The sequence below is a fragment of the Streptomyces luteogriseus genome (assembly GCF_014205055.1).
GTDB lineage: Bacteria > Actinomycetota > Actinomycetes > Streptomycetales > Streptomycetaceae > Streptomyces > Streptomyces luteogriseus.
On the sequence record NZ_JACHMS010000001.1, the window covers coordinates 6,822,463 to 6,846,898 of the forward strand.

The window sequence follows — 24,436 nt, forward strand, 5'->3', positions numbered from 1 at the left end:
GACGGTACCGCAGCGGTTCGCGGTAGCGTCGGGGCATGGACGACGCAGTTCTCGAGGCCCCTCCGGCGGCGGAGGAAGAGCCGGCGTACGACCCCGCCGCCCCCGCTCCCCTGAACGTGCTCCGCACGCCCACCGGCGACGCCGAGGTGGACGCCGCCCTGGGCCGGCTCGGTGACGCGGACCACCTCGCCACGGACGGGCATGTCGAGGTGTACGAGGATGTACACCGGGGGCTGCGCGACGCGCTCACCGCGCTCGACGCCCGCCCGGGACCTCCGGCGCCCCCGCGGTCATACGAGCACAGGAGCTGAACCGAACGTGGCAGGAGTCGCACGTCGCCGTCTGGACGCGGAGCTGGTCCGCCGGAAGCTCGCGCGCTCGCGTGAGCACGCCGCGCAGCTGATCGCCGCGGGGCGGGTCTCCGTCGGCAAGACCGTCGCGACCAAATCCGCCACGCAGGTGGAGACCGCGGCCGCGATCCTGGTGGCCCAGGACGACGGCGACCCGGACTACGTCTCGCGCGGCGGCCACAAGCTGGCCGGCGCGCTCGCGGTGTTCGGGCCGCAGGGGCTGGCCGTCGAGGGGCGCAGGGCGCTCGACGCGGGCGCTTCCACCGGCGGTTTCACCGACGTCCTGCTGCGGGCGGGCGCCGCCCACGTCGTCGCCGTCGACGTCGGATACGGACAACTCGCGTGGTCCCTCCAGAAGGATGAACGCGTCACCGTCAAGGACCGTACGAACGTACGCGAGTTGACGCTTGAAGCGATCGATGGGGAGCCAGTGGATCTTGTCGTGGGGGATCTGTCCTTCATCCCGCTCGGGCTGGTCCTGCCCGCCTTGGTGCGGTGCGTGAAGCCGGACGCCGACCTGGTGATGATGGTCAAGCCGCAGTTCGAGGTGGGCAAGGAGCGCCTCGGCAGCGGGGGAGTGGTGCGCAGCACCCAGCTGCGGGCCGAAGCGGTACGGGGGGTGGCCGAGAAGGCCTGGGGGCTGGGGCTCGGGGTGAAGGGCGTGACGGCCAGTCCGCTGCCGGGGCCGTCGGGGAATGTCGAATACTTTCTGTGGCTGCGGTCCGGGGCACCGGCACTGGACCCGGCCGAGGCAGACCGTGCAGTGGCGGAGGGGCCGCGTTGACCGAGAACCGAGCTCGTACTGTTTTCCTGCTCGCCCACACGGGCCGGCCCGCGGCCGTGCGCAGTGCCGAGCTCGTGGTGAAGGGGCTGCTGCGCTCCGGGCTGGGCGTGCGCGTCCTGGAGGCCGAGGCACGCGATCTGCCGCTGCCGGCGGAGGTGGAGCTGGTCAGGGAGGCCACTCCGCAGTGCCTCGACGGCTGTGAGCTGCTCATCGTGCTGGGCGGCGACGGCACGCTGCTGCGCGGCGCCGAGTTCGCGCGGGCGTCGGGTGTGCCGATGCTCGGCGTCAACCTCGGGCGCGTCGGGTTCCTCGCGGAGGCCGAGCGCGACGACCTCGACAAGGTCGTCGACCGGGTGGTGACCAAGGCGTACGAGGTCGAGGAGCGGATGACCGTCGACGTCGTCGTGCACCGCAACGGGGACATCGTGCACACGGACTGGGCGCTGAACGAGGCGGCCGTGCAGAAGGTGTCCGCCGAGCGGATGCTGGAGGTCGTCCTGGAGATCGACGGGCGGCCGGTGACGGGGTTCGGCTGTGACGGGATCGTCTGCGCGACGCCCACGGGGTCGACGGCGTACGCCTTCTCGGCGGGCGGGCCGGTGGTGTGGCCGGAGGTCGAGGCGCTGCTGATGGTGCCGATCTCCGCGCACGCGCTGTTCGCGAAGCCGCTGGTGACATCGCCGGATTCCGTGTTGGCTGTGGAGGTTCTGCCCCACATTCCGCCGGGTGTGCTGTGGTGCGACGGGCGGCGGACCGTGGACCTGCCGCCGGGAGCGAGGGTCGAAGTGCGGCGGGGGGCGGTGCCGGTGCGGCTGGCCCGGCTGCATCACGCGTCGTTCACGGACCGGCTGGTGGCCAAGTTCGCGCTGCCTGTTTCCGGGTGGCGGGGCGCCCCTCACTAGGGGGCTGCTCGTCGTCGGCGGGGGTGGGTGCTCCTGCGGCTTGTCGCACAGTGCCCGCGCGCTGCGAGGGCGATGCACTCGCGTGGGTGACAGGGGTGGGCCGGTCGCAATTGCCGGCCCGGACCTCGTAAGGTCGTGTCCGTGTTGGAGGAGATGCGGATACGGTCGCTGGGCGTGATCGACGACGCTGTGGTCGAGCTGTCGCCCGGATTCACCGCGGTCACCGGTGAGACGGGTGCGGGCAAGACCATGGTGGTCACCAGCCTGGGGTTGTTGCTGGGCGGGCGTGCCGACCCCGCGCTCGTGCGGATCGGGGCCGGCAAGGCCGTGGTGGAGGGGCGGATCACCGTTCCCCGCGACGCCACGGCCGCGGTACGCGCCGAGGAGGCCGGGGCCGAGCTCGACGACGGCGCCCTGCTGATCAGCCGTACCGTTTCCGCCGAGGGGCGCTCGCGGGCGCACCTGGGCGGGCGCAGCGTGCCCGTGGGCGTGCTCGCCGAGCTGGCCGACGAACTGGTGGCCGTGCACGGGCAGACCGACCAGCAGGGGCTGCTCAAGCTGTCCCGGCAGCGGCAGGCGCTCGACCGGTACGCGGGCGACGCGGTCGGCGGGCCGCTGGCCAAGTACGGCGAGGCGTACAAGCGGCTGCGGGCCGTCTCCGTCGAACTCGACGAGATCACCACCCGGGCGCGTGAACGGGCCCAGGAGGCCGATCTGCTGCGCTTCGGGCTCGACGAGATCGCCGCCGTCGAACCCCGTGCCGGTGAGGACGTGGAGCTGGCCGAGGAGGCCGAGCGGCTCGGGCACGCCGAGGCGCTGGCGTCCGCCGCAGCGGCCGCGCACGCGGCCCTGGCGGGCAATCCCGAGGACCCGGAGGGAGTCGACGCCGGGACGCTCGTCGCGGGCTCCCAGCGGGCCCTGGACGCCGTACGGTCGCACGATCCGGCGCTGGCCGCGCTCGCGGACCGCATCGGGGAGATCGGGATCCTGCTCCGCGACGCGGCGGGGGACCTGGCGGGGTACGCCGACGACCTGGACGCCGATCCGCTGCGGCTGGCGGCCGTCGAGGAGCGGCGGGCCGCGCTCACCGGGCTGACGCGCAAGTACGGCGAGGACATCGCCACCGTGCTGGCGTGGGCCGAGCAGAGCGCAGCCCGGCTGACCGAGCTCGACGGGGACGACGAGCGGATCGGGGAGCTGACCGCCGAGCGGGACGCCCTGCGGTCGGAACTGGGCGGGCTGGCGCAGGCGTTGACGGACGCCCGGACGGAGGCCGCCGAGCGGTTCGCCGCCGCGGTGACCGCCGAGCTCGCTTCGCTCGCCATGCCGCACGCGCGCGTGTCCTTCGACATCCGGCAGACCGAGGACCCCGAGGGCGTCGAGGTCGGCGGCCGTCCGGTCGCCTACGGCCCCGCGGGCGCCGACGAGGTCGAGCTGCTGCTCGCCCCGCACCCGGGCGCGCCGCCCCGGCCGATCGCCAAGGGCGCGTCCGGCGGCGAGCTGTCGCGGGTGATGCTGGCCGTGGAGGTCGTGTTCGCGGGGACGGATCCGGTGCCGACGTACCTCTTCGACGAGGTCGACGCCGGGGTCGGCGGCAAGGCGGCGGTCGAGATCGGCCGGCGGCTCGCACGACTGGCGAAGAGCGCGCAGGTCGTGGTGGTGACGCATCTGCCCCAGGTGGCCGCCTTCGCCGACCGGCAGCTGCTGGTCGAGAAGACCAGCGACGGGTCCGTGACCCGTTCGGGCGTCAAGGTCCTCGAAGGCGAGGACCGGGTGAGGGAGCTGTCCCGCATGCTCGCCGGCCAGGAGGACTCCGAGACGGCCCGGGCGCACGCGGAGGAGCTGCTCGCGGCGGCCCGGGCGGACGGCTAGCGGGCAGCGGCACCGGCGGCGGTGCGGCGAGACCGGGCGGGTCGCCCGATTTCACTCGTGTGGGTGACCCGGCCCGGCGCGTTCCCCCGCTGCCGCGCCTCGCTGTCGCGCCGCGGGCGTTCCGGCGTTCCCGGAACCCCCGTATGTCCTGGCATCCTTGGCGGGGTACGCGTCGTGACCGCCCGACCCGAACCAGGAGCCCGGCCACGTGACCCCCGTGAGCAGCCCCTCACCGCACGGCCAGTTGCCGCTGCGCACCGTGCAGGTGCTGGGCGGAGGCAATGCCGCCAGCAGTGCGCATGTGCGCTCGCTGGCCGCGGGGCTCGTCGCGCGGGGCGTGAAAGTCACGGTGTGCGCCCCCTACGAGGCTGACCGCGCCTACGACTTCAGCGGTGTCGGCGCCGACCATGTGCACGTGCCGCGCAGCAGCGACCCGGTGTCGGTGGCGGCCCTGCGGGCGGCCTGCGCCGACGCAGATCTGGTGCACGCGCACGGACTGCACGCCTCCTTCCGCACCGTGCTCGCCCTCAGCGGCCGGCGGGTGCGCACCCCGCTGGTCGTGACGTGGCACGACCGGGCGCACGCCGACGGCGCGCGTGCCCACATGCTGCGGGTCCTGGAGCGCAGGGTCGTGAAGGCGGCCACCGTCGTGCTGGGCACGACCTCGCCGCTCGTGGACCGGGCCCGGCTCACCGGCGCGCGGGACGCACGGCTCGCGGCCGTCGCGCTGCCCGGCCCCCGCAGGCCCCTCGAACCCGACGATCCCGACCGGCTGCGGCCCAAGGTGCGCGCCGAACTCGGCGCCATCGAACGGCCCTTGCTGATCGCCGTCGGCTCGCTGGAACGGCACCGCGGATACGACGTGCTGCTGGACGCCGCGCGCGCCTGGCGCCGGCTCGATCCCGTGCCCCTGGTCGTGATCGCGGGGGAGGGGCCGCTGCGCGCTGAACTCCAGGGGCGGATCGAGGAGGAAGGCCTGCCGGTCCGGCTCATCGGGCGGCGCGACGACGTCACCGACCTGCTCGCCGCCGCCGACCTCGCCCTGCTGCCGAGCCGCTGGGAGGCGCGCTCCGTCCTCGCCCAGGAAGCCCTTCACGCCTGCGTGCCGCTCGTCGCGACGAACGTCGGCGGTATCCCCGAACTCGTCGGCGACGCGGCCGAACTCGTCCCGTACGGGGACGCCAAGGCCCTCGCCGAATCCGTCGCAGCGCTGCTCGGCGACAGGATGCGCCGGGACATGCTGACCACCAAGGGCGCCCGGCAGGCGGCAAGCTGGCCGACCGAGGACGAGACGGTCGCCCAAGTGCTCAGCGTGTACGACGAGTTGACCCAGCCCCGGCCCCTGCCGTAAGGCCCGGCAGCCCTACGGGACGTGCCTGCGGGCCCGCAGGGCCAGGCTCAGGGCCAGGACCGTCTGCGGGTCGTCGAGGTCCGTGCCCAGCAACTCCCCGATGCGCGCCAGGCGGTTGTACAGCGTCTGCCGGTTCAGATGCAGCTCCCGGGCCGTCTCCGCCTTGCGTCCCGCATGGGCGAGGTAGGTCGTCAGCGTGGGCAGCAGCGGCGGCCGGGAACGGCGGTCGTGCTCCAGGAGCGGGCCGAGGGCCCGGTCGACGAAGGATGCCAGGTCCGGATGGTCCCGCAGCCGCCACAGCAGCAGGTCGATGTCGAGACGGCGGGCGTCGTACCAGGGCCGGTCCGGCAGGCCCTGCGCCGCCGTCGCCGTCTCGGCCGCGTGCCGCAGACCCGAGGCCGTGGCCGGCCAGCCCCCGGCCGTCCCCACGACCACCACGGGCGGCTGCCCGCCCGGCCGTTGCAGCCCGGCCCGGCCCACACCCGAACGCAGCGCCGCCGCCACCCGGTCCGCGACCGCGGCCCGCTCCGACTCCGCCCGCAGCCCGAGCAGCACCAGCACCCGGCCCTCCACCGGCCGCACGCCGAGCAGCACCGGCACTCCCACCGCCGCCAGCTCCTCCGAGATCGCCCGGGCCAGCACCGCCCAGCCGCCGCCGGGAGACAGGGCGTCCCCGAGCCGCATCACCACCGGCAGCAGCGGCCCCTCGCCCGGCCGGAAACCCAGCACGCGTGCCTGCGCCGGGGCGTCCTCGGCCGTCACCCGGCCCTCGGCCAGGTCGGTGAGGAAGTCGCCCCGCCCGCGCGCCGCCAGCTCCTCCTCCTGGCGGGCCTGCATCAGCACCACGGCCAGGATGCCCGCCGCCCGCTCGGCCGCCATCCGGTGCACCGGCGCCAGGGCAGTGCGCACGGGCAGCAGAACCAGCCGCGCCCGGACGCCCCCGCTGCCCGGCCCGCCGCCCGGCACGTCCACCAGCACCGACCCCGCGAGCGGCGGCTCGTCCTTGTGCTGACCGCGCAGCCCCTCCCACACCTGGAGCGGGTCCGCACCCTCGGGACCGGCCCCGGCCGCGTACAGCAACTGGCCGTCCGCCGTCTCCAGGAACACGGGATTCCCGGCGAAGTCGGCGAGGATGCCCAGCACGTGGGGCACACCGCCGCCGCCCAGCACGGCCCGCGTGCACCGCCGGTGCACCTCCTCGGCACGTTGGAGCAGGGCGTAGTGACCGTTGACGATCTCGGTGTGGACCTCCTCCGTGACCGTCACGAACGCCACCTCGCGGTGCAGCTGGACCAGCGGCAGTCCGGCCGCGCGGGCCGTGTCGACGAGGGCCGCGGGCAGCCGGGTGAAGCGCGGACCGAGCTCCACGACCAGGGCAGCGATGCCGCGCTCGGCCAGGGTGCGCACGAACGCCCGCTGCTCGGCGGGGCGGGTGCCCAGACCGTAGCCCGTGGTCAGCAGGAGTTCGCCGCCCTTGAGCAGGGAGGCGATGTGCGGCACCTCTCCGGCGTGCACCCAGCGCACGGTCCGCCCGAGTCGCTCGGCGCCCGCCAGCACCTCCGGCAGCCCGCTGCGCAGCCCCGGCAGCTCCAGCGCCCGCTGCACGGTGATCCCGGCGCCCTGGGTGTCGTAACCGCTGTCCGTCCCGGTGTCCATGTGCCGGACGCTACCCGCGCGGATGCCTCCCGGACATCTCCGGACGGGCACCGGGACGATCACTTCCCGGACCCGCCGTGGACCTCTCCGGATTACGGCCTGATCGACCGGGTACGGGCGCCGTCATGGACATGAGCGTGGTGGCGGTGGGGCGGGAGGACGACAGTCCGGTCGAGGAGCCGTTGCGGGTGGCGGTGCTCGCCGACCGGCTCGGGTACCGGGAGGTGTGGGCGGGCGAGGGACCCACCTGGGACTCGTTCGTCCTCGCGACGGCGATCGGCGCCGCCACCGAGCAGGTCGCGCTGACCGCCGGGCCCGTGCCGGTGTCGGTGCGCGACCCGCTCACCATCGTCCGGGGCGCAGCCTCCACAGCGGCCGTCACCGGCCGGCCCGTCGGCGTGGCCCTGGGCACCTCCAGCAGGCGCGTCGTCGAGGGCGTGCACGGCCGGCCGCGCACCCGGCCCGCCGCCACCCTCGCGGAGTCGGCGGCGGCCGTACGGGCGCTGATGCACAGCGTGCCCGGCGAGCCGATCGTGCCCGGCAGCGGCTTCGCGCGCCGGCTGCCGCGGCCCGGCGGCACGGTCACCGTCGCGGCGTTCGGGGAGCGGGCGGTCGCCGCGGCCGTCGCGCACGCCGACCGGATGCTGCTCGACATCGTCTCGCCCGAGCAGGTCCGTATGCTGCGGGCCCGGATGCTCGCCGCCGCCGAGAAGGCGGGCCGTACGCCGCCCCGCCTGGCCGCCTGGCTGCCCGCCGCCGTGGACCCGGAGCCGGAGTCGCTCACCCAGGTCCTGCGCAGCGTCGTCGGCTACCTCGCCGTGCCCGGCTACAGCGACATGTTCGTCGACGCGGGGTTCGCCGAGGTCGTCGAGCTGGCGGCCAAGGGCGCCGACGCCGACACCCTGCTGCGGGCCCTGCCGCCCGAGGCCGCCGGCACGGTCGCCCTCGTCGGCGACACGGACACCGTCCGCGCCCGCATCGCCGCCTACGCCGAGGCCGGACTCGACGAGATCGCCCTCGTCCCCGCCACGGCAGCGGACCCCGCGGGTGAGCGCACGCTCACGGCCCTCAGGCCGCGGTGACGTCCCGCGAGAGCCGGAGAGACACCCCCACGACGCCGCAGCGACACCCCCCACGAGGGGGCCGGCCTGACACCCTGGCGGGCCGCCCCGCTCAGCCGCCGTATGCGCCCGAGGCCGTCAGACGCAGCGCCGTGTCGATGAGCGGCACGTGGCTGAACGCCTGCGGGAAGTTGCCCACCTGGCGCTGCAGACGCGGGTCCCACTCCTCGGCCAGCAGACCGAGGTCGTTGCGCAGGGACAGCAGCTTCTCGAAGAGCTTGCGGGCCTCGTCCACGCGGCCGATCATCGCCAGGTCGTCGGCCATCCAGAACGAGCAGGCCAGGAAGGCCCCTTCGTCGCCGGGCAGACCGTCGACGTTCTCGTCGCCACTGGTGGTCGGGTAGCGCAGGATGAAGCCGTCCGACGTGGACAGCTCGCGCTGGATCGCCTCGATGGTGCCGATGACCCGCTTGTCGTCCGGCGGCAGGAAGCCCATCTGCGGGATCAGCAGCAGGGAGGCGTCCAGCTCCTTCGAGCCGTACGACTGGGTGAAGGTGTTGCGCTCCTTGTCGTAGCCCCGCTCGCACACGTCCCGGTGGATGTCGTCGCGCAGCTCCCGCCAGCGCTCCAGCGGGCCGTCCGCGTCACCGGACTCGATCAGCTTGATCGTGCGGTCGACGGCGACCCAGGCCATCACCTTGGAGTGCACGAAGTGGCGGCGCGGGCCGCGCACCTCCCAGATGCCCTCGTCCGGCTCCTGCCAGTGGTCCTCCAGGTAGCGGATCAGCTTCAGCTGGAGCAGCGCGGCGTAGTCGTTGCGGGCGAGGCCCGTCATATGGGCCAGATGCAGGGCTTCGGTGACCTCGCCGTAGACGTCCAGCTGGAGCTGGTGGGCCGCGCCGTTGCCGACCCGGACCGGGCCGGAGTTCTCGTAGCCCGGCAGCCAGTCCAGCTCCGCCTCGCCGAGCTCGCGCTCACCGGCGATGCCGTACATGATCTGCAGGTTCTCCGGGTCGCCGGCCACCGCCCGCAGCAGCCATTCGCGCCAGGCGCGGGCCTCCTCGCGGTAGCCGGTGCGCAGCAGCGAGGACAACGTGATCGCCGCGTCGCGCAGCCAGGTGTAGCGGTAGTCCCAGTTGCGGACGCCGCCGATGTCCTCCGGCAGGGAGGTGGTCGGCGCGGCGACGATGCCGCCGGTCGGGGCGTACGTCAGGGCCTTCAGCGTGATCAGCGAGCGGACCACCGCCTCCCGGTAGGGGCCGTGGTACGTGCAGTGGTCGACCCACTCGCGCCAGAAGTCCTCCGTCGCCTCCAGCGACTGCTCCGGCTCGGGAAGCGGCGGCGGCTCCTTGTGCGAGGGCTGCCAGGAGATCGTGAACGCGATCCGGTCACCCGGCGCGACCGTGAAGTCCGCGTAGGTCGTCAGCGACTTGCCGTAGGTCTCCGCGGATGTGTCGAACCACACGGAGTCGGGGCCCGCCACGGCCACCGTGCGCCCCTCGTGCTTGTGCACCCACGGCACCACCCGCCCGTAGGAGAACCGCATCCTGAGCGCCGAGCGCATCGGCACCCGGCCCGAGACGCCCTCCACGATCCGGATCAGCTGCGGGGCGCCGTCACGCGGCGGCATGAAGTCGGTCACCCGGACCGTGCCCCGCTGGGTGTCCCACTCGGACTCCAGGACCAGCGAGTCGCCCCGGTAGCTGCGCCGCGCGGCGGTGGGCGGCTGCTGGTCGGAGGCGTACGCGGGGCCCAGCCGCCAGAAGCCGTGCTCCTCGGTGCCCAGCAGGCCGGCGAAGATGGCGTGCGAGTCGAAGCGGGGCAGGCACAGCCAGTCGACTGTGCCGTCCCGGCAGACCAGAGCGGCGGTCTGCATGTCTCCGATGAGTGCGTAGTCTTCGATGCGCCCGGCCACGTGCAACTCCAGTCGAACGGCCACGTCACCCCACGAGGGGGCTGTCGCTAGTGCGGTCAAGGGGGGTTTTCAGCAGGTCTTGCATTGCGTCATTGAGAGATGAAGCAAAACAGGTCACCAAGTCGTGATGCAAAGCGCCAATTGTTGCTCAACGAACCGACGAGCTCACGTTGTTCCGGTGCTTACGGGCGGGGGGTGGTGCCGTTGGGCCGGACGGGCTCGGCAGCGAGTGTCCGAGCAGGATACGACGCACGCAGACGATCCGGGTGCCCGTCCAGGCAAGGCGAGTACGCCGAACGAGTGAGCAACGGGTGAGGGACCGGTGACGGTGATCGCCTCCGTGTCGGGATGTGTGCGGAGCGTGGCCGGAAGCCATCGCCCCGCGGCGCTGATACGCTGGTAGCCCGTGGACCGGTGGGCCCCTTCCCGACAGGGAACCCCCGAACCGCAGCGACGGCGCCCCGGAGATTTCCGGCGGGCAGCCGTACCGCACCCCCAGACCGCGACCACGGGAGCCCCGTCTTGGCCATGCCGCCCGCCGCTTTTCGTAATTCGACGACCAAGCACATCTTCGTCACCGGGGGTGTCGCCTCCTCGCTCGGCAAGGGCCTGACGGCCTCCAGCCTCGGCATGCTGCTCAAGGCCCGCGGTCTGCGCGTCGTGATGCAGAAGCTCGACCCGTATCTGAACGTCGACCCCGGCACGATGAACCCCTTCCAGCACGGTGAGGTGTTCGTCACCAACGACGGCGCCGAGACCGACCTGGACATCGGCCACTACGAGCGTTTCCTCGACCGCGACCTCGACGGCTCCGCCAACGTCACCACCGGTCAGGTGTACAACACCGTGATCGCCAAGGAGCGGCGCGGCGAGTACCTGGGTGACACCGTGCAGGTCATCCCGCACATCACCAACGAGATCAAGCACCGCATCCGCCGCATGGCGACGGACGAGGTCGACGTCGTGATCACCGAGGTCGGCGGCACGGTCGGCGACATCGAGTCGCTGCCGTTCCTGGAGACCGTCCGTCAGGTCCGTCACGAGGTCGGCCGTGACAACGTCTTCGTCGTCCATATCTCGCTCCTGCCGTACATCGGCCCCTCGGGTGAGCTGAAGACGAAGCCCACCCAGCACTCGGTTGCGGCTCTGCGCAACATCGGTATCCAGCCGGACGCGATCGTGCTGCGCTGCGACCGCGAGGTGCCCACCGCGATCAAGCGGAAGATCTCGCTGATGTGCGACGTCGACGAGGCCGCCGTCGTCGCCTGCCCCGACGCCCGCTCGATCTACGACATCCCGAAGACCGTGCACGGCGAGGGCCTGGACGCCTACGTCGTCCGCAAGCTGGACCTGCCCTTCCGTGACGTGGACTGGACGACCTGGGACGACCTGCTCGACCGCGTCCACAACCCCGACCACGAGATCACCCTCGCGCTGGTCGGCAAGTACATCGACCTGCCCGACGCCTACCTCTCGGTCACCGAGGCGCTGCGCGCCGGCGGCTTCGCCAACCGGGCCCGCGTCAAGATCAAGTGGGTTACCTCCGACGACTGCAAGACCCCGGCGGGCGCCGCCCAGCAGCTCGGCGACGTCGACGGCATCTGCATCCCCGGCGGCTTCGGCGACCGCGGCGTGCTCGGCAAGGTCGGCGCGATCAAGTACGCCCGCGAGAACAAGATCCCGCTGCTCGGCCTCTGTCTCGGCCTGCAGTGCATCGTGATCGAGGCCGCGCGCAACCTGGCCGACATCACCGACGCCAACTCCACCGAGTTCGACCCGGCCACCGGCCACCCCGTCATCTCCACCATGGCCGAGCAGCTCGACATCGTCGCCGGTGAGGGTGACATGGGCGGCACCATGCGGCTCGGCATGTACCCGGCGAAGCTGGCCGAGGGGTCGATCGTGCGCGAGGTCTACGACGGCAAGGAGTACGTCGAGGAGCGGCACCGTCACCGCTACGAGGTGAACAACGCCTACCGCGCCGAGCTGGAGAAGAAGGCGGGCATCCTGTTCTCCGGCACCTCCCCGGACGGCAAGCTCGTCGAGTACGTGGAGTACCCGCGCGACGTCCACCCGTACCTGGTCGCCACGCAGGCCCACCCGGAGCTGCGCTCGCGCCCGACGCGTCCGCACCCGCTGTTCGCCGGGCTCGTCAAGGCCTCCGTCGAGCGGAAGATTTCGAAGTAACACACCAGTTGTACGGTGGCCGGGGTGCATCCCTTCAAAGGGTGTGCACCCCGGTTTCGTTTCGGCAGGTCGTGTGGCACGTGGAAGGACAGGCATGACGATCAAGGACACCCCGGAGGCGTGGGAGATCCGGGCGACCCAGACCCCGTTCGTGGGCAACAAGACCTCCGTCCGCACCGACGACGTGGTCATGCCCGACGGCACCGTGGTCGGCCGTGACTACCAGGTCCACCCCGGCTCCGTGGCCGTCCTGGCCCTCGACGAGGCCGACCGTGTGCTCGTCCTGCGCCAGTACCGCCACCCGGTCCGCCACAAGCTGTGGGAGATCCCGGCCGGACTGCTCGACGTCCCCGGCGAGAACCCGCTGCACGCCGCGCAGCGCGAGCTGTACGAAGAAGCGCACGTCAAGGCCGAGGACTGGCGGGTGCTGACCGACGTCTACACCACGCCCGGCGGCTGCGACGAAGCCGTCCGGATCTTCCTCGCGCGCGACCTGTCCGAGGCCGAGGGCGAACGCTTCGCGGTCGAGGAGGAAGAGGCGGACATGGAACTCGACCGGGTGCCGGTGGCGGACCTCGTCCGGGGTGTCCTGGCCGGCGAGCTCCACAACAACTGCCTCGTCGTGGGCGTGCTGTCCCTGGTCGCCGCGCGCGGTGGCGACGGCCTGGACGCCCTGCGCCCGGCACAGGCGCCCTGGCCGGCGCGTCCGTTCGAGGCGTAGCGCTCCGCCGGGGGTGCCGCGCATGCTGTTCGGTCGGGTGCGGCACCGCCGTGGCCGGTCGCGCCCGCGCGGCGAGCCGCAGATCGGGCACAGCCCCGCGCCCCGTCGGGGCCGCCCCCGACGCTGTCGGTCCTACGATCTGCTGATCCGATCGGGGGAAGTGGTCGTCCCGCCCGCCGTGCTCCACCCGGGACGTTGCAGAGCGTGAACTAGGCTCTGTGGAACGCCCGAACCGGAGTCCCGGCGGGCTCGCGTGTGCGGTGGGACGGGAGTGTGGCCCGTGACGGATCAGGTCGTGGAGACAGGCGACGTGCGGCCCGCCGGGCGCGCTTCCGGAGCGGACGAGTTCCTGGGCCGCACACGGGAGTTGAAGGAACTGCGCGCCGACATCGAGCGCGCCGGACTGGACACCCTGGCCGGCCGCAAGGCACCCCGGGCGCGCGTGCTGCTCATCGCCGGCCGGCCCGGATCGGGCCGCACCACACTCGCCGGGGAACTCGTCCGGCAGGTAGCGGACCGTTACCCCGACGGGGTACTGCGGGCGAGCCTCGCCGAGCCCGACGGCACCCCCGTCTCCGTCGCACGCGCCGCCCGGGACCTCCTCACCGCCCTGGGCGAACAGGCACCGGCCGGGGCCTCCGAGGACGACCTCACCGACACCCTGCGCACCGCCCTGGCCGACCGCCGGGTCCTGCTCCTGCTGGACGACGCGGCCGACGCCGAGCAGGTCGACGCCCTGTTGCCCGACACCCCGGAATGCCTCGTCGTCGCGGTATCCCAAGGCCCGCTGACCGGCATCTCCGACGTCCGTCCCTGCACCCTGGGCGGCCTGGACGCCAAGTCCGGGGTGGAGCTGCTGACCCGGCACACCGGCTCGGTCCGCATCACCGTCGACCCCCGGGCCGCCGAGGGACTCGCCGAGGAGTGCCAGGGGCAGCCCGCAGCGCTGATGCTGGCGGGCGGCTGGCTCGCGGCCCGACCCAAGGCCGCCGTCTCCGACCTCGCCAAGCAGCTGCGCGCCGAGGACACCGAGGGCACCGCCCTGACCCGGGTCTTCCGGCTCGCCTACGCCGCCCTGCCTCCGACCGCGGCCCGCATGCTGCGCCTGCTCGCCCTCGCCCCGACCGGGCTGGTCGACCCGCAGACCGCCTCCGCGCTCGTCGGGTCCTCGGTCGGCAGCGCCCGCACCCTCCTCGACGACTTCGTCGCCCTGGGCTTCCTGCACGCGCTGGACTCCCCGCTGCCGCAGTACGAGGTGCCGGGCTGTCTGCACCCGCAGCTGCGGATCCTCGCCGAGCACCACGAACGCCCCGCCGAGCTCCAGCTGGCCCGCGCCCGCATGCTGGAGCGGACCGTGCGGCTGCTCCAGGCCTGCCGGGCCATCACCGAGACCGACAGCCCCCAGGCCCGCCAGAAGCTCCTCGACATGCCGCGTGCCCTGCGCTTTCCCACCCCGCGGGCAGCCGCCGACTGGCTGCGCCTGACCCGGCCCGCCCTGCTGGCCTCGGCCCGGCTCGCGATCGCCGACGGGGAGCTCGACACCCTCGCACGACGGCTCATGTCCCAGCTGGTCCGCGCGATGGCGGCCCACATCGGCACCAAGGCCGCCGCGCCCGACCTCTACGACATCCACCGCATGGTCCTCGATGTCGCCGAGCGCCGGAAGCTGCCCCGAGAGCGCGCCGCCGCCCTGCTCAACCTCGGCGACCTCGACGCCCGCACCGGCCGCACGGCCGACGCCCTGGCGCGCTACCGGGCCGCGCTGGACGCCGGGCGTGAGGTGAACGACCCGTACGCGACCGGCCGCGCGATGGAATCCGTAGGGGGCGCGTACCTGGACCTCGGCGACTTCGACCGTGCCGCCGACTGGTTCGGCCGCGCCCTGGTCGAGCGGCTCGCCCGGGGCGAGCGCGCGGAGGCCGCCCGGCTCTACGGGCGGATCGCCGCCGCGCACACCTTCGCCGGCCGCTACGGCGAGGCCCTGCGGAACTGGCGCGCGGCGATCGCCGGCCACCGCAAGAACGGTGACGTGGCCGCCCAGGCCCGGGCCTTGAGCGAGCTGGCGCGGGTCCAGGAGTACGCGGGCCGGCCCGAGGAGTCGCTGCGCACCTGCCGGGAGGCGGTGGAGTGGGCCCGGCGCGCCGAGGATCCGCGGTTGCAGGCGGCCCTGCATCTGCGGGTCGCCGACACCCTCGAGCACCTGGGTGACCCGGCCTCTGCCGGGCTGCACCGGGGGGCCGCCGAGCGGATTCTCGGCGAGTCAAACCTTCAAAATGACCCTGACGCCTGCGAAATCCGTACCGCATCACTCGAAGATTGATGCAATGAAAGGCTAGACAGCGAGAACGCCTTCATTAGACTGGCTCTGCCGCACGTTCTCCTGCGGTATCTCCCGGTGTGCCCGTGCGTGCCCGGGTATGTCTTAGTGAGACCCCCATACCCTCTGAGCCAAGGACCGTGATCGACGTGAAGGTCGGCATCCCCCGCGAGGTCAAGAACAACGAGTTCCGGGTGGCCATCACCCCCGCCGGCGTGCACGAGCTGGTGCGCCATGGCCACCAGGTCGTCATCGAACGCGACGCCGGCGTCGGCTCCTCGATCACGAACCAGGAGTACGTCGCCGCCGGCGGGCAGATCCTGGACACCGCCGACGAGGTGTGGGCCGCCGCCGACCTGCTGCTGAAGGTCAAGGAGCCCATCGCCGAGGAGTACCACCGCCTCCGCAAGGACCAGACGCTCTTCACCTACCTGCACCTGGCCGCCTCCAAGGAGTGCACGGACGCCCTCCTGGACTCCGGCACCACCGCGATCGCCTACGAGACCGTCGAGCTGCCCAGCCGCGCGCTGCCGCTGCTCGCCCCGATGTCCGAGGTCGCGGGCCGGCTGGCCCCGCAGGTCGGCGCCTACCACCTGATGCGCGCCAACGGCGGCCGCGGTGTGCTGCCCGGCGGCGTCCCCGGCGTGCTGGCCGGCCGGGCCGTCGTGATCGGCGGCGGTGTCTCCGGCTGGAACGCCGCGCAGATCGCCATCGGCATGGGCTTCCACGTGACCCTGCTCGACAAGGACATCAACAAGCTCCGTGAGGCGGACAAGGTCTTCGGCACGAAGATCCAGACCGTCGTCTCCAACGCCTTCGAGCTGGAGAAGGCCTGCCTCGAGGCCGACCTCGTCATCGGCGCGGTGCTGATCCCCGGCGCCAAGGCCCCGAAGCTGGTCACCAACGAGCTCGTCTCGCGGATGAAGCCCGGCAGTGTCCTTGTCGACATCGCGATCGACCAGGGCGGCTGCTTCGAGGACTCCCGCCCGACCACCCACGCCGAGCCCGCCTTCCGGGTCCACAACTCGGTCTTCTACTGCGTCGCCAACATGCCCGGCGCGGTGCCGAACACCTCCACCTACGCGCTGACCAACGCGACGCTGCCGTACATCGTCGAACTGGCCAACCACGGCTGGGCGGACGCGCTGCGCCGCGACCCGGCGCTGGCCAAGGGCCTCAACACGCATGACGGCAAGGTCGTTTACCGCGAGGTCGCCGAGGCGCACGGCGTGGAGCACGTGGAGCTGACCTCGCTGCTCGGCTGAGTCCGCACAGTCGAAAAGTCGGCTAACCAACAGACCGGCAAAGGCGATACGTCAACACGGGTCGTCAACGCCGCGCGCCCGGCCGGACCTTGCCCGACAAGGTCCGGCCGGATGTGTGTATGGTCACTTCGCGATTCTCGCGCAACTCGCCTCGAACGTAACCCTTCAACCGATTCGCACACCGGTGAAACCTGCCGTGCGACGGCCGTACGCCCTTGACAGCGGGATGTTTCATTGCCGACACATCGGGCCGGGTCCGGCGGATTGTGTTGCTGCGGACGCCCGACACGCCATAGAGTCGCCAGCTGTCGGCATGGTGCCACGCTGACCTGTCTAGAAGTTTCCTGGTCACCAAGGAGGTAAGACGACTTGTGAATGAGTCGACATTTACTCCCGGGGGTGGCCAACCAGGAATGCCTGCACGGGACCAGGAGCCCGCGGGGTTCGCGGCTGTCGGCTCCGTCGCTGTGCGCACCTTCGCAGCCCACCAGAGTCAGCAGGCGACTCACACAGCACACCAGAAGATGGATGGCCATCACGTGAACGCCATGGCCGGCGACGGAAGTGGCGCGCCCCACAACCACTTCGCCGACTACGACGAACTGCCCGAGGGGCACTTCTACGACCCCGACGCGGAGTACGAGCCCGATCCCGAGTACGCGGCGACTCTCGCGCCCGACGCGGCCAGACAGCGCCGGGAGCGCGTCGGCCCGACCGGGCGTCCGCTGCCGTACTTCCCGATCCCGGGCCCGCTGCCCGACCACGGACCCGCGAAGATCATCGCGATGTGCAACCAGAAGGGCGGCGTCGGCAAGACCACGTCGACCATCAACCTGGGTGCCGCGCTCGCGGAGTACGGACGCCGGGTCCTGCTCGTGGACTTCGACCCGCAGGGCGCGCTGTCGGTCGGACTCGGCGTCAACCCGATGGAACTCGACCTCACCGTCTACAACCTGCTCATGGAGCGGGGCATGGCGGCCGACGAGGTGCTGCTGAAGACGGCGGTCCCCAACATGGACCTGCTGCCCAGCAACATCGACCTTTCCGCGGCCGAGGTCCAGCTGGTCTCCGAGGTCGCCCGCGAGTCGACGCTGCAGCGCGCCCTGAAGCCGCTGCTGCCCGACTACGACTTCATCGTCATCGACTGCCAGCCCTCGCTCGGCCTGCTCACGGTGAACGCCCTGACGGCCGCGCACAAGGTGATAGTGCCTCTGGAGTGCGAGTTCTTCGCGCTGCGTGGTGTGGCCCTGCTGACGGAGACCATCGAGAAGGTCCAGGAACGGCTCAACCCGGAGCTGGAGCTCGACGGCATCCTCGCCACGATGTACGACTCGCGCACGGTGCACAGCCGTGAGGTGCTCGCGCGTGTGGTCGAGGCGTTCGACGACCACGTCTACCACACGGTCATCGGGCGCACGGTCCGCTTCCCGGAGACCACGGTCGCCGGTGAGCCGATCACCACGTACGCCTCCAACTCCGTCGGTGCCGCCGCCTATCGCCAGCTCGCCAGGGAGGTGCTCGCCCGGTGTCACGCCGAGTGAGTCTGCCGGGGGCCGACGAACTCTTCCGTACGACAGGGGGGATGGCGCTTCAGTCGTCCCAGCCCAGGCGTCAGGTCAACGGCGACGCCCGGGTGCCCGCTCCGGCGGGGGAGGGGGACGCGGCGGCCGCGGCCGCGGAGGACGCGCCTCAGTCGGTGCCCGCGCAGGGCGGTGACGGTGAGGGTGCGGAGCATGTCGCGGCGGACGCGGAGTCGGCCGAGGCCGGTGAGGCCCACAGCCGTTCCGCGGCCGCCGAGCGCTCCGGCTCCGCCGGCCGGCAGACGGCGCAGGAAGGTTCTGCCGCCGGTGCGGCGGGGGCTGCGCCCCGCAAGCGCGGGCGGAGTCCCGCGCGCCGCCCAAGCGGCCGCGAGCGGCACGACGAGAAGATCACGGTGTACGTGTCGGCCGAGGAGCTCATGGATCTCGAGCACGCCCGTCTGGTGCTCCGCGGCGAGCACGGTCTGGCCGTGGACCGCGGGCGCATCGTCCGCGAGGCGGTCGCGGTGGTACTCGCCGACCTGGAGACCCGCGGAGACGCCAGCATCCTCGTACGACGACTGCGCGGGCGGTAGCGGTAGCCTGCGGGGGCCATGACCTCGAACGCTTCCCCACCTCCCCCCGGCGGCCCGGCCGGCCGCCGGCGTGCGCTGGGGAGGGGGCCGACGGCTCCGCGGACGGCTCCGCCGGCTGAGGGGCCAGAGGCCGGGCCGCGAGAGGTCGGGCCGCTTCCCGCCCCGGAGGAGGCCGGCCCCGCCGCTCCGTCGGCTGAGCGGCCGGGGACCGAGGCGGCCGAGTCGGCTATGCCCTCCGAGGACGGTGAGGGGACGGCTCCGCCGGTTGAACCGCGGGCGGAGACGGTCCAGCACAAAGCCTCGCCTGCGAGCACGGCGGCCGCGCGCACGGGGCCCGCCGCCCCGGCGACCGAGCCGGGCTTCCCGCCCCACGGCGCCGGGCCCGCGGCTCCGCCGACCGAATCCCTGAGCGCCGCGGCCCCCGCGCCGACGGCCACGGCCGAGCCCACGGCACCGCCCGAGGACCAGGCCGGGCCCGCTGCGGAGCCTGTGGAGTCGGCCGGGCGCTCGACGCCGCCTGCGGGGGCGGGAGGACCTACGGCTCCGCCTGTAGAGCCGGTCGGGCGCCCAGCGCCTCCTGTGGACGTGGCTGGACCTATGGCGCAGCCTGAGGGCGCGTCCGGGCCCGCTGCGGCGCCTGTGGAGTCGGCCGGGCGCCCAGTGCCTCCTGTGGACGTGGCTGGACCTATGGCGCAGCCTGCGGGCGCGTCCGGGCCCGCTGCGGAGCTTGTGGAGTCGGCCGGGTGCTCGGCGCCACCTGCGGAGGCGGCACCGCCTCCGGCCGCGTCCGGGCGTACGGCACCGCCCGTGGACGCGGCCGGGCCCGTGGGCATGGGGGAAACGGGCGAGGCTGCTGCCGAGACGCGGGCCGCGGATATGGCGACCGCGTCCGAGAGGCCTTCCGCGCCCGCCCAGGGCAGCCACCCGGCCTCCGCCGCGGCGCCTGCCCCGGGCCACCCGGCCTCCGCCGCGGCGCCCGCCCCGGGCCCCCCGACCCCAGCCGGTCGCACCGAGGCCGTGGCGGACGGCGGGGTCTTCAAGGTGCGGCTCGCCAACTTCGAGGGGCCCTTCGATCTGCTGTTGCAGTTGATCTCGCGGCACAAGATGGATGTCACCGAGGTCGCGCTGTCGAAGGTGACGGACGAGTTCATGGCACACATCCGGGCGATGGGGCCGGACTGGGACCTGGACGAGACGACCGAGTTCCTGGTCGTCGCCGCCACCCTGCTCGACCTGAAGGCCGCGCGGCTGCTGCCCGCCGCCGAGGTGGAGGACGAGGGCGACCTCGCGCTGCTCGAAGCGCGGGACCTGCTGTTCGCCCGGTTGCTGCAGTACCGCGCGTACAAGCAGATCGCCGACATCTTCAGCGGGCGGCTCGACGACGAGGCCCGGCGCTACCCCCGTACCGTCGGCCTCGAAGCGCACCACGCCGAACTGCTGCCCGACGTCGTCATCAGCATCGGGGCGGAAGGATTCGCCAAGCTCGCCGTGAAGGCGATGCAGCCGCGGCCCAAGCCGCAGGTCTACGTGGACCACATCCACGCCCCGCTGGTCAGCGTGCAGGAGCAGGCGCAGATCGTCGTGGCCCGGCTCAGGGAGCTCGGCGAGGCCAGTTTCCGGGCCCTCGTGGCGGACACCGACGACACCCTGACCGTCGTGGCGAGGTTCCTCGCTCTGCTGGAGCTGTACCGCGAGAAGGCCGTCGCGCTGGAGCAGGAGACCGCGCTCGGGGACCTGCTCGTGCGGTGGACCGGCGGGGACGGGGACCAGACCCCGACCGTCACCGACGAGTTCGACCGGCCGCCCGAGCCGCCGAAGGAGGAGAAGAAGGCGTGAGCGAGCCAACCACCGACCTGCCGGCCGGGCCGCGCACCGTCGCCGACCTCGATCTGAAACCGGCCCTGGAGGCTGTCCTCATGGTCGTGGACGAGCCCGCGACCGAGGAGCACCTCGCGAAGATACTGGAGCGGCCGACGCGGCAGATCGCCGACGCCCTGCGCGAGCTGGCCGACGAGTACACCGTCCAGGGCCGCGGTTTCGAGCTGCGGTACGTCGCGAACGGCTGGCGCTTCTACACGCGGGCCGCCTACGCCCCGGCCGTCGAGCGCTTCGTCCTGGACGGCCAGCAGGCCCGCCTCACCCAGGCCGCCCTGGAGACCCTGGCCGTCGTCGCCTACCGGCAGCCGGTCAGCCGCAGCAGGGTCTCGGCCGTGCGCGGAGTCAACTGCGACGGTGTCATGCGCACCCTCCTCCAGCGCGGTCTGATAGAGGAGGCGGGCACGGAACCCGAAACAGGTGCGATCCTGTACAGGACGACGAACTACTTCCTGGAGCGGATGGGCCTGCGCGGTCTGGACGAGCTCCCGGAGCTCGCGCCCTTCCTCCCGGAGGCGGAGGCGATCGAGGCCGAGACCATGGAAGGGGTTCCGTCGTTCGATCCGGACGCACCCGATGCGCCGGGTTCCGACGACGCAGACGACTAGACGGAATATTGATGCGAAGCAGCAGCGGCAGGAACAGCAGCGGAAACAACGGCGGGAGCCGTGGTGGCAACAGCGGCGGCCGCGGCGGGAGTGGCGGTGGCCGCGGGAACTTCCGCGGCGCCGGCAACAACCGCGACGACAAGCAGGGCAGCGGCCGTCCGAAGAAGCCGCGCCCGGAGGAGCGGCGCTACGACGTCGGCCCCGGCGCCACGCAGGACGGCCCGAAGTCGGGCCGCGGCCCCTCGGCCCGCGGTGGCGCCAAGGGCGGCCCCAAGCAGGGCCAGCGCTCCGGCAGGACGGCTCCGGCGCGCTCCCGCGAGTACGAGACGCGCACGGAGGAGCGCAACCGCGACCGGTACGCCGAGAAGAAGGAGGTCAAGCTCCCGAAGACCTTCCCCGGCGCCGAGCAGGAGGGCGAGCGGCTGCAGAAGGTCCTCGCCCGCGCGGGCTTCGGCTCCCGGCGTTCCTGCGAGGAGCTGATCGAGCAGGCCCGGGTCGAGATCAACGGCGAGATCGTCCTGGAGCAGGGGCGGCGCGTCGACCCGGAGAAGGACGAGATCAAGGTCGACGGCCTGACCGTCGCCACGCAGAGCTTCCAGTTCTTCTCGCTCAACAAGCCCGCCGGGGTCGTGTCGACGATGGAGGACCCGGAGGGCCGGCAGTGCCTCGGTGACTACGTCACCAACCGCGAGACGCGGCTCTTCCACGTCGGCCGGCTCGACACCGAGACCGAGGGCGTCATTCTGCTCACCAACCACGGCGAGCTGGCCCACCGGCTGACCCACCCGAAGTACGGCGTGAAGAAGACCTACCTCGCGCACATCGTCGGGCCCATCCCGCGTGACCTGGGTAAGCAGCTCAAGGACGGCATCCAGCTGGAGGACGGCTACGCCCGCGCGGACCACTTCCGGGTCGTCCAGCAGACCGGCAAGAACTACCTCGTCGAGGTCACCCTCCACGAGGGCCGCAAGCACATCGTGCGCCGGATGCTCGCGGAGGCCGGCTTCCCGGTCGACAAGCTGGTCCGGGTCTCCTTCGGGCCGATCACCCTGGGCGACCAGAAGTCGGGCTGGCTGCGTCGGCTGTCCAACACGGAGGTCGGAATGCTGATGCAGGAGGTCGACCTCTAGGGATCAGTCTCTCCGAGGCTTGTGAGCGGAGAGGGCTTGTGAGTGAACCGCACCCCCTTTTATAGTCGTGCTGACTATTAAAGGGGGTGTTCGTCATGGACGGCTACGACAAGTACGCGCACGAGCCCTTCGCCGTCACCGTCGACCTCGCGGTGTTCACCCTCCGCGAGGGCGCGCTGCACGTGCTGCTCGTCGAGCGCGGCCAGGAACCGTATGCCGGACGCTGGGCCCTGCCCGGCGGGTTCGTGCAACCGGACGAGTCCGCCGAGACGGCCGCCCGGCGCGAACTCGCCGAGGAGACCGGCTTGTCCGACGTCTCGGGGCTCCATCTGGAGCAGCTGCGGACCTACAGCGAACCCGACCGCGACCCCCGGATGCGGGTCGTGTCGGTCGCCTTCGCCGCACTGCTGCCCGACGCCCCCGAGGCGCACGGCGGCAGCGACGCGGCACAGGCCCGCTGGGTGCCCTACGGCACGGCGGGACCGCTCGCCTTCGACCACGACCGCATCCTGGCCGACGCCCACGACCGCGTCGGCGCCAAGCTCGAGTACACGTGTCTCGCCACCGCCTTCTGCGCGCCCGAGTTCACCCTCGGTGAGCTCCAGCAGGTCTACGAGACCGTGTGGGGCACCGAGCTCGACCGGCCCAACTTCCGGCGCAAGGTGCTTGCCACACCCGGATTCGTCGAAGCCGTCCCCGGCGCCGCGCGACTGACCGGCGGTCGCGGCAAACCCGCCGCGCTGTACCGCGCCGGAACCGCCACCGCCCTCCACCCACCCCTCCTCCGGCCCACCCGGGAAGGACGCCCCGCATGACCACGCTCGTCCACAAGCAGGCCGCCACCGGAGCGCTCACGGGTCTCGCGCTCGGGGATGCGCTGGGCTTTCCGACCGAGTTCGACGACGTCCCCTCGATCCTCGCCAAGGTCGGGCCCTGGCGGGAGATGGAGCTGCCGAAGCGCGCCGTCGTCTCGGACGACACCCAGATGACGCTGGCGCTGGGCCGCGCGGTACGGACCGCGATGGACCGCGGGGTGCTCGCCCCGCTGCGGCTGGCCCGGCCCCTGCGGGAAGAGTTCGTGAACTGGTACCAGTCCCCGGAGAACGACCGGGCTCCCGGCCGCACCTGCATGAAGGCCTGTCACCTGCTGAAGGACGAATCCCGGCCCTGGCAGGACGCCAGTCAGATCGAATCCAAGGGCTGCGGCGCCAACATGCGCGTCGCGCCCCTGGGCCTGGTCGCCGGCCTCAGTGACGAACAGCGCGCGGGCGCGGCCCAGTTGCAGTCCGCCCTCACCCACGGGCACCCCACCGCGCTCGCCGCGTCCGACCTCACCGCACACGCCGTACGCCTGCTCGCGCAGGGCGCCGAGCCGACCGGGCTGATCGGGCTGCTCCGCTCGTACGCCCTGGAGAACCGCAGTCAGTACCACGAGCGCTGGCTCGGCGACCTGTGGCGGCGGGCCGGGGATCCGAGCCCGGGGCAGTTCATCGCGCGCGGCTGGGACGAGTGCCTGGAGATCCTCGAGCGGCTCCAGCGCGCTGTGCGCACCGTCTCGCCGGAGACCGACCCCTGTCTGGCCACCGGCGAGGGCTGGATCGCCGAGGAGGCCCTCGCGACGGGGCTGCTGTGCTTCCTGCTCTTCGTCGACGAACCGGTGACGGCCCTGCGCCGCGCCGCCTGCACCGCCGGCGACTCGGACTCGATCGCCTGCCTGACGGGCGCCTTCGCGGGCGCCCACCTGGGCGCTGAGGCCTGGCCCACCGCATGGGCCGACCGCGTCGAGTACCGGACCGATCTGCTCACTCTCGGGGCGCTGTGGGACGCGTGACGGCCCGGTGCCGGACGCGGGCCCTCAGGCCAGGCGGATCGAGTTCCCCTCCACGGTGATCTGCTCCGCGGGCAGGGGCTGGGTCGCCGGGCCGTGGGCCACCGCGCCGTCGGCGATCTTGAACTTGCTGCCGTGGCAGGGGCAGTTGATCGTGCCGTCGGAGACGGTGGACACGGTGCAGCGCTGGTGGGTGCAGATCGCCGAGAAGGCCTTGAACCGGCCCTGCTCCGGCTGGGTCACCACGACCTTCTCGTCCGTGAAGATCTTGCCGCCGCCCACCGGGATCTCGTCGAGGCCGGCCAGGACCTGACCGGCGGCCCCGCTCGTCGCGCCGTCGCCGGTGGGGGACTGCGACGACGCGGAGCCGCTGTCGTCGCCACCCCCGCCGCAGGCCGTGACGAGTGCGGCCGCGCCGGTCGCGCCCGTCGCGAGGAGAACCGTGCGGCGCGTGGTCTCGTGGGTCATGTCGTCACTCCGAAAGTACCGAAGGTGGGGAAA

General features: G+C 72.6%; 20 protein-coding genes. 17 read left to right on the forward strand and 3 right to left on the reverse strand.

Going from position 1 to position 24,436, the window contains the following annotated elements:
• Positions 1–35: 35 nt before the first annotated feature.
• The 5 genes from BJ965_RS30400 (at position 36) to BJ965_RS30420 (ending at position 5,259) form a co-directional block, all read left to right on the forward strand.
• Positions 36–311 (forward strand): hypothetical protein, encoded by a 276-nt coding sequence (locus BJ965_RS30400; RefSeq protein WP_184913044.1) that lies wholly within the window; start codon positions 36–38, stop codon positions 309–311.
• Positions 312–318: 7 nt separating this feature from the next.
• The gene (locus BJ965_RS30405; protein ID WP_184913046.1) at positions 319–1,134 is read left to right on the forward strand and encodes a TlyA family RNA methyltransferase; all 816 of its coding nucleotides are present in this window, start codon (positions 319–321) and stop codon (positions 1,132–1,134) included.
• Entirely contained in the window at positions 1,131–2,036 is a 906-nt protein-coding gene (locus BJ965_RS30410) for an NAD kinase (protein ID WP_184913048.1), read from the forward strand. The genes BJ965_RS30405 and BJ965_RS30410 overlap by 4 nt, the downstream gene beginning before the upstream one ends.
• Positions 2,037–2,189: 153 nt before the next feature.
• Positions 2,190–3,908, forward strand: coding sequence for a DNA repair protein RecN (gene recN, locus BJ965_RS30415; protein WP_184917682.1), 1,719 nt, complete (start codon positions 2,190–2,192; stop codon positions 3,906–3,908).
• 208 nt (positions 3,909–4,116) lie between these two features.
• Positions 4,117–5,259: a glycosyltransferase family 4 protein gene (locus tag BJ965_RS30420; protein ID WP_184913050.1), complete on the forward strand. Its 1,143-nt coding sequence runs from the start codon at positions 4,117–4,119 to the stop codon at positions 5,257–5,259.
• A gap of 12 nt (positions 5,260–5,271) precedes the next feature.
• On the opposite strand, the gene BJ965_RS30425 is transcribed toward BJ965_RS30420, so the two are convergent.
• A complete protein-coding gene (locus BJ965_RS30425) occupies positions 5,272–6,915 on the reverse strand; it encodes a PucR family transcriptional regulator (protein ID WP_184913053.1) in 1,644 nt (547 codons plus the stop codon).
• A 125-nt stretch (positions 6,916–7,040) separates the two neighbouring features.
• Between BJ965_RS30425 and BJ965_RS30430 the strand changes: the two genes are divergently transcribed.
• A complete protein-coding gene (locus tag BJ965_RS30430) occupies positions 7,041–7,997 on the forward strand; it encodes an LLM class F420-dependent oxidoreductase (RefSeq protein ID WP_184913056.1) in 957 nt (318 codons plus the stop codon).
• A 91-nt stretch (positions 7,998–8,088) separates the two neighbouring features.
• On the opposite strand, the gene BJ965_RS30435 is transcribed toward BJ965_RS30430, so the two are convergent.
• Positions 8,089–9,891: a glycoside hydrolase family 15 protein gene (locus BJ965_RS30435; RefSeq protein WP_097215791.1), complete on the reverse strand. Its 1,803-nt coding sequence runs from the start codon at positions 9,889–9,891 to the stop codon at positions 8,089–8,091.
• 528 nt (positions 9,892–10,419) lie between these two features.
• Between BJ965_RS30435 and BJ965_RS30440 the strand changes: the two genes are divergently transcribed.
• The 11 genes from BJ965_RS30440 to BJ965_RS30490 all read left to right on the forward strand — a co-directional run bounded on the left by BJ965_RS30440 (position 10,420) and on the right by BJ965_RS30490 (position 23,938).
• Positions 10,420–12,078, forward strand: coding sequence for a CTP synthase (locus tag BJ965_RS30440; protein ID WP_030850972.1), 1,659 nt, complete (start codon positions 10,420–10,422; stop codon positions 12,076–12,078).
• A 94-nt stretch (positions 12,079–12,172) separates the two neighbouring features.
• Positions 12,173–12,799: an NUDIX domain-containing protein gene (locus tag BJ965_RS30445; RefSeq protein ID WP_184913057.1), complete on the forward strand. Its 627-nt coding sequence runs from the start codon at positions 12,173–12,175 to the stop codon at positions 12,797–12,799.
• A 280-nt stretch (positions 12,800–13,079) separates the two neighbouring features.
• Entirely contained in the window at positions 13,080–15,119 is a 2,040-nt protein-coding gene (locus BJ965_RS30450) for a tetratricopeptide repeat protein (protein WP_184913060.1), read from the forward strand.
• 137 nt (positions 15,120–15,256) lie between these two features.
• A complete protein-coding gene (gene ald, locus BJ965_RS30455; protein ID WP_030850965.1) occupies positions 15,257–16,381 on the forward strand; it encodes an alanine dehydrogenase in 1,125 nt (374 codons plus the stop codon).
• 413 nt (positions 16,382–16,794) lie between these two features.
• Positions 16,795–17,922, forward strand: a complete 1,128-nt coding sequence (locus BJ965_RS30460) for a ParA family protein (protein WP_078615342.1) — start codon at positions 16,795–16,797, stop codon at positions 17,920–17,922.
• Positions 17,907–18,494 carry a hypothetical protein gene (locus BJ965_RS30465; protein WP_184913062.1) on the forward strand — a complete coding sequence of 196 codons (588 nt, stop codon included), beginning with the start codon at positions 17,907–17,909 and terminating at the stop codon, positions 18,492–18,494. Before BJ965_RS30460 ends, BJ965_RS30465 begins: the two co-directional genes overlap by 16 nt.
• A gap of 729 nt (positions 18,495–19,223) precedes the next feature.
• On the forward strand, positions 19,224–20,330 hold the full coding sequence (locus BJ965_RS39585; RefSeq protein ID WP_376777985.1) for a segregation and condensation protein A: 1,107 nt from the start codon (positions 19,224–19,226) through the stop codon (positions 20,328–20,330).
• Complete coding sequence (gene scpB / locus BJ965_RS30475; RefSeq protein WP_184913066.1) at positions 20,327–20,977, forward strand: SMC-Scp complex subunit ScpB; 651 nt, start codon at positions 20,327–20,329, stop codon at positions 20,975–20,977. The genes BJ965_RS39585 and scpB overlap by 4 nt, the downstream gene beginning before the upstream one ends.
• Before the next feature lie 11 nt (positions 20,978–20,988).
• Positions 20,989–22,107, forward strand: coding sequence for a pseudouridine synthase (locus tag BJ965_RS30480; protein ID WP_184913068.1), 1,119 nt, complete (start codon positions 20,989–20,991; stop codon positions 22,105–22,107).
• Between the two features lie 95 nt (positions 22,108–22,202).
• Entirely contained in the window at positions 22,203–22,922 is a 720-nt protein-coding gene (locus tag BJ965_RS30485; RefSeq protein WP_184913071.1) for an NUDIX hydrolase, read from the forward strand.
• The gene (locus tag BJ965_RS30490; RefSeq protein ID WP_184913073.1) at positions 22,919–23,938 is read left to right on the forward strand and encodes an ADP-ribosylglycohydrolase family protein; all 1,020 of its coding nucleotides are present in this window, start codon (positions 22,919–22,921) and stop codon (positions 23,936–23,938) included. The genes BJ965_RS30485 and BJ965_RS30490 overlap by 4 nt, the downstream gene beginning before the upstream one ends.
• A 24-nt stretch (positions 23,939–23,962) precedes the next feature.
• On the opposite strand, the gene BJ965_RS30495 is transcribed toward BJ965_RS30490, so the two are convergent.
• The gene (locus tag BJ965_RS30495) at positions 23,963–24,403 is read right to left on the reverse strand and encodes a Rieske (2Fe-2S) protein (RefSeq protein WP_184913075.1); all 441 of its coding nucleotides are present in this window, start codon (positions 24,401–24,403) and stop codon (positions 23,963–23,965) included.
• Between the last annotated feature and the right edge of the window lie 33 nt (positions 24,404–24,436).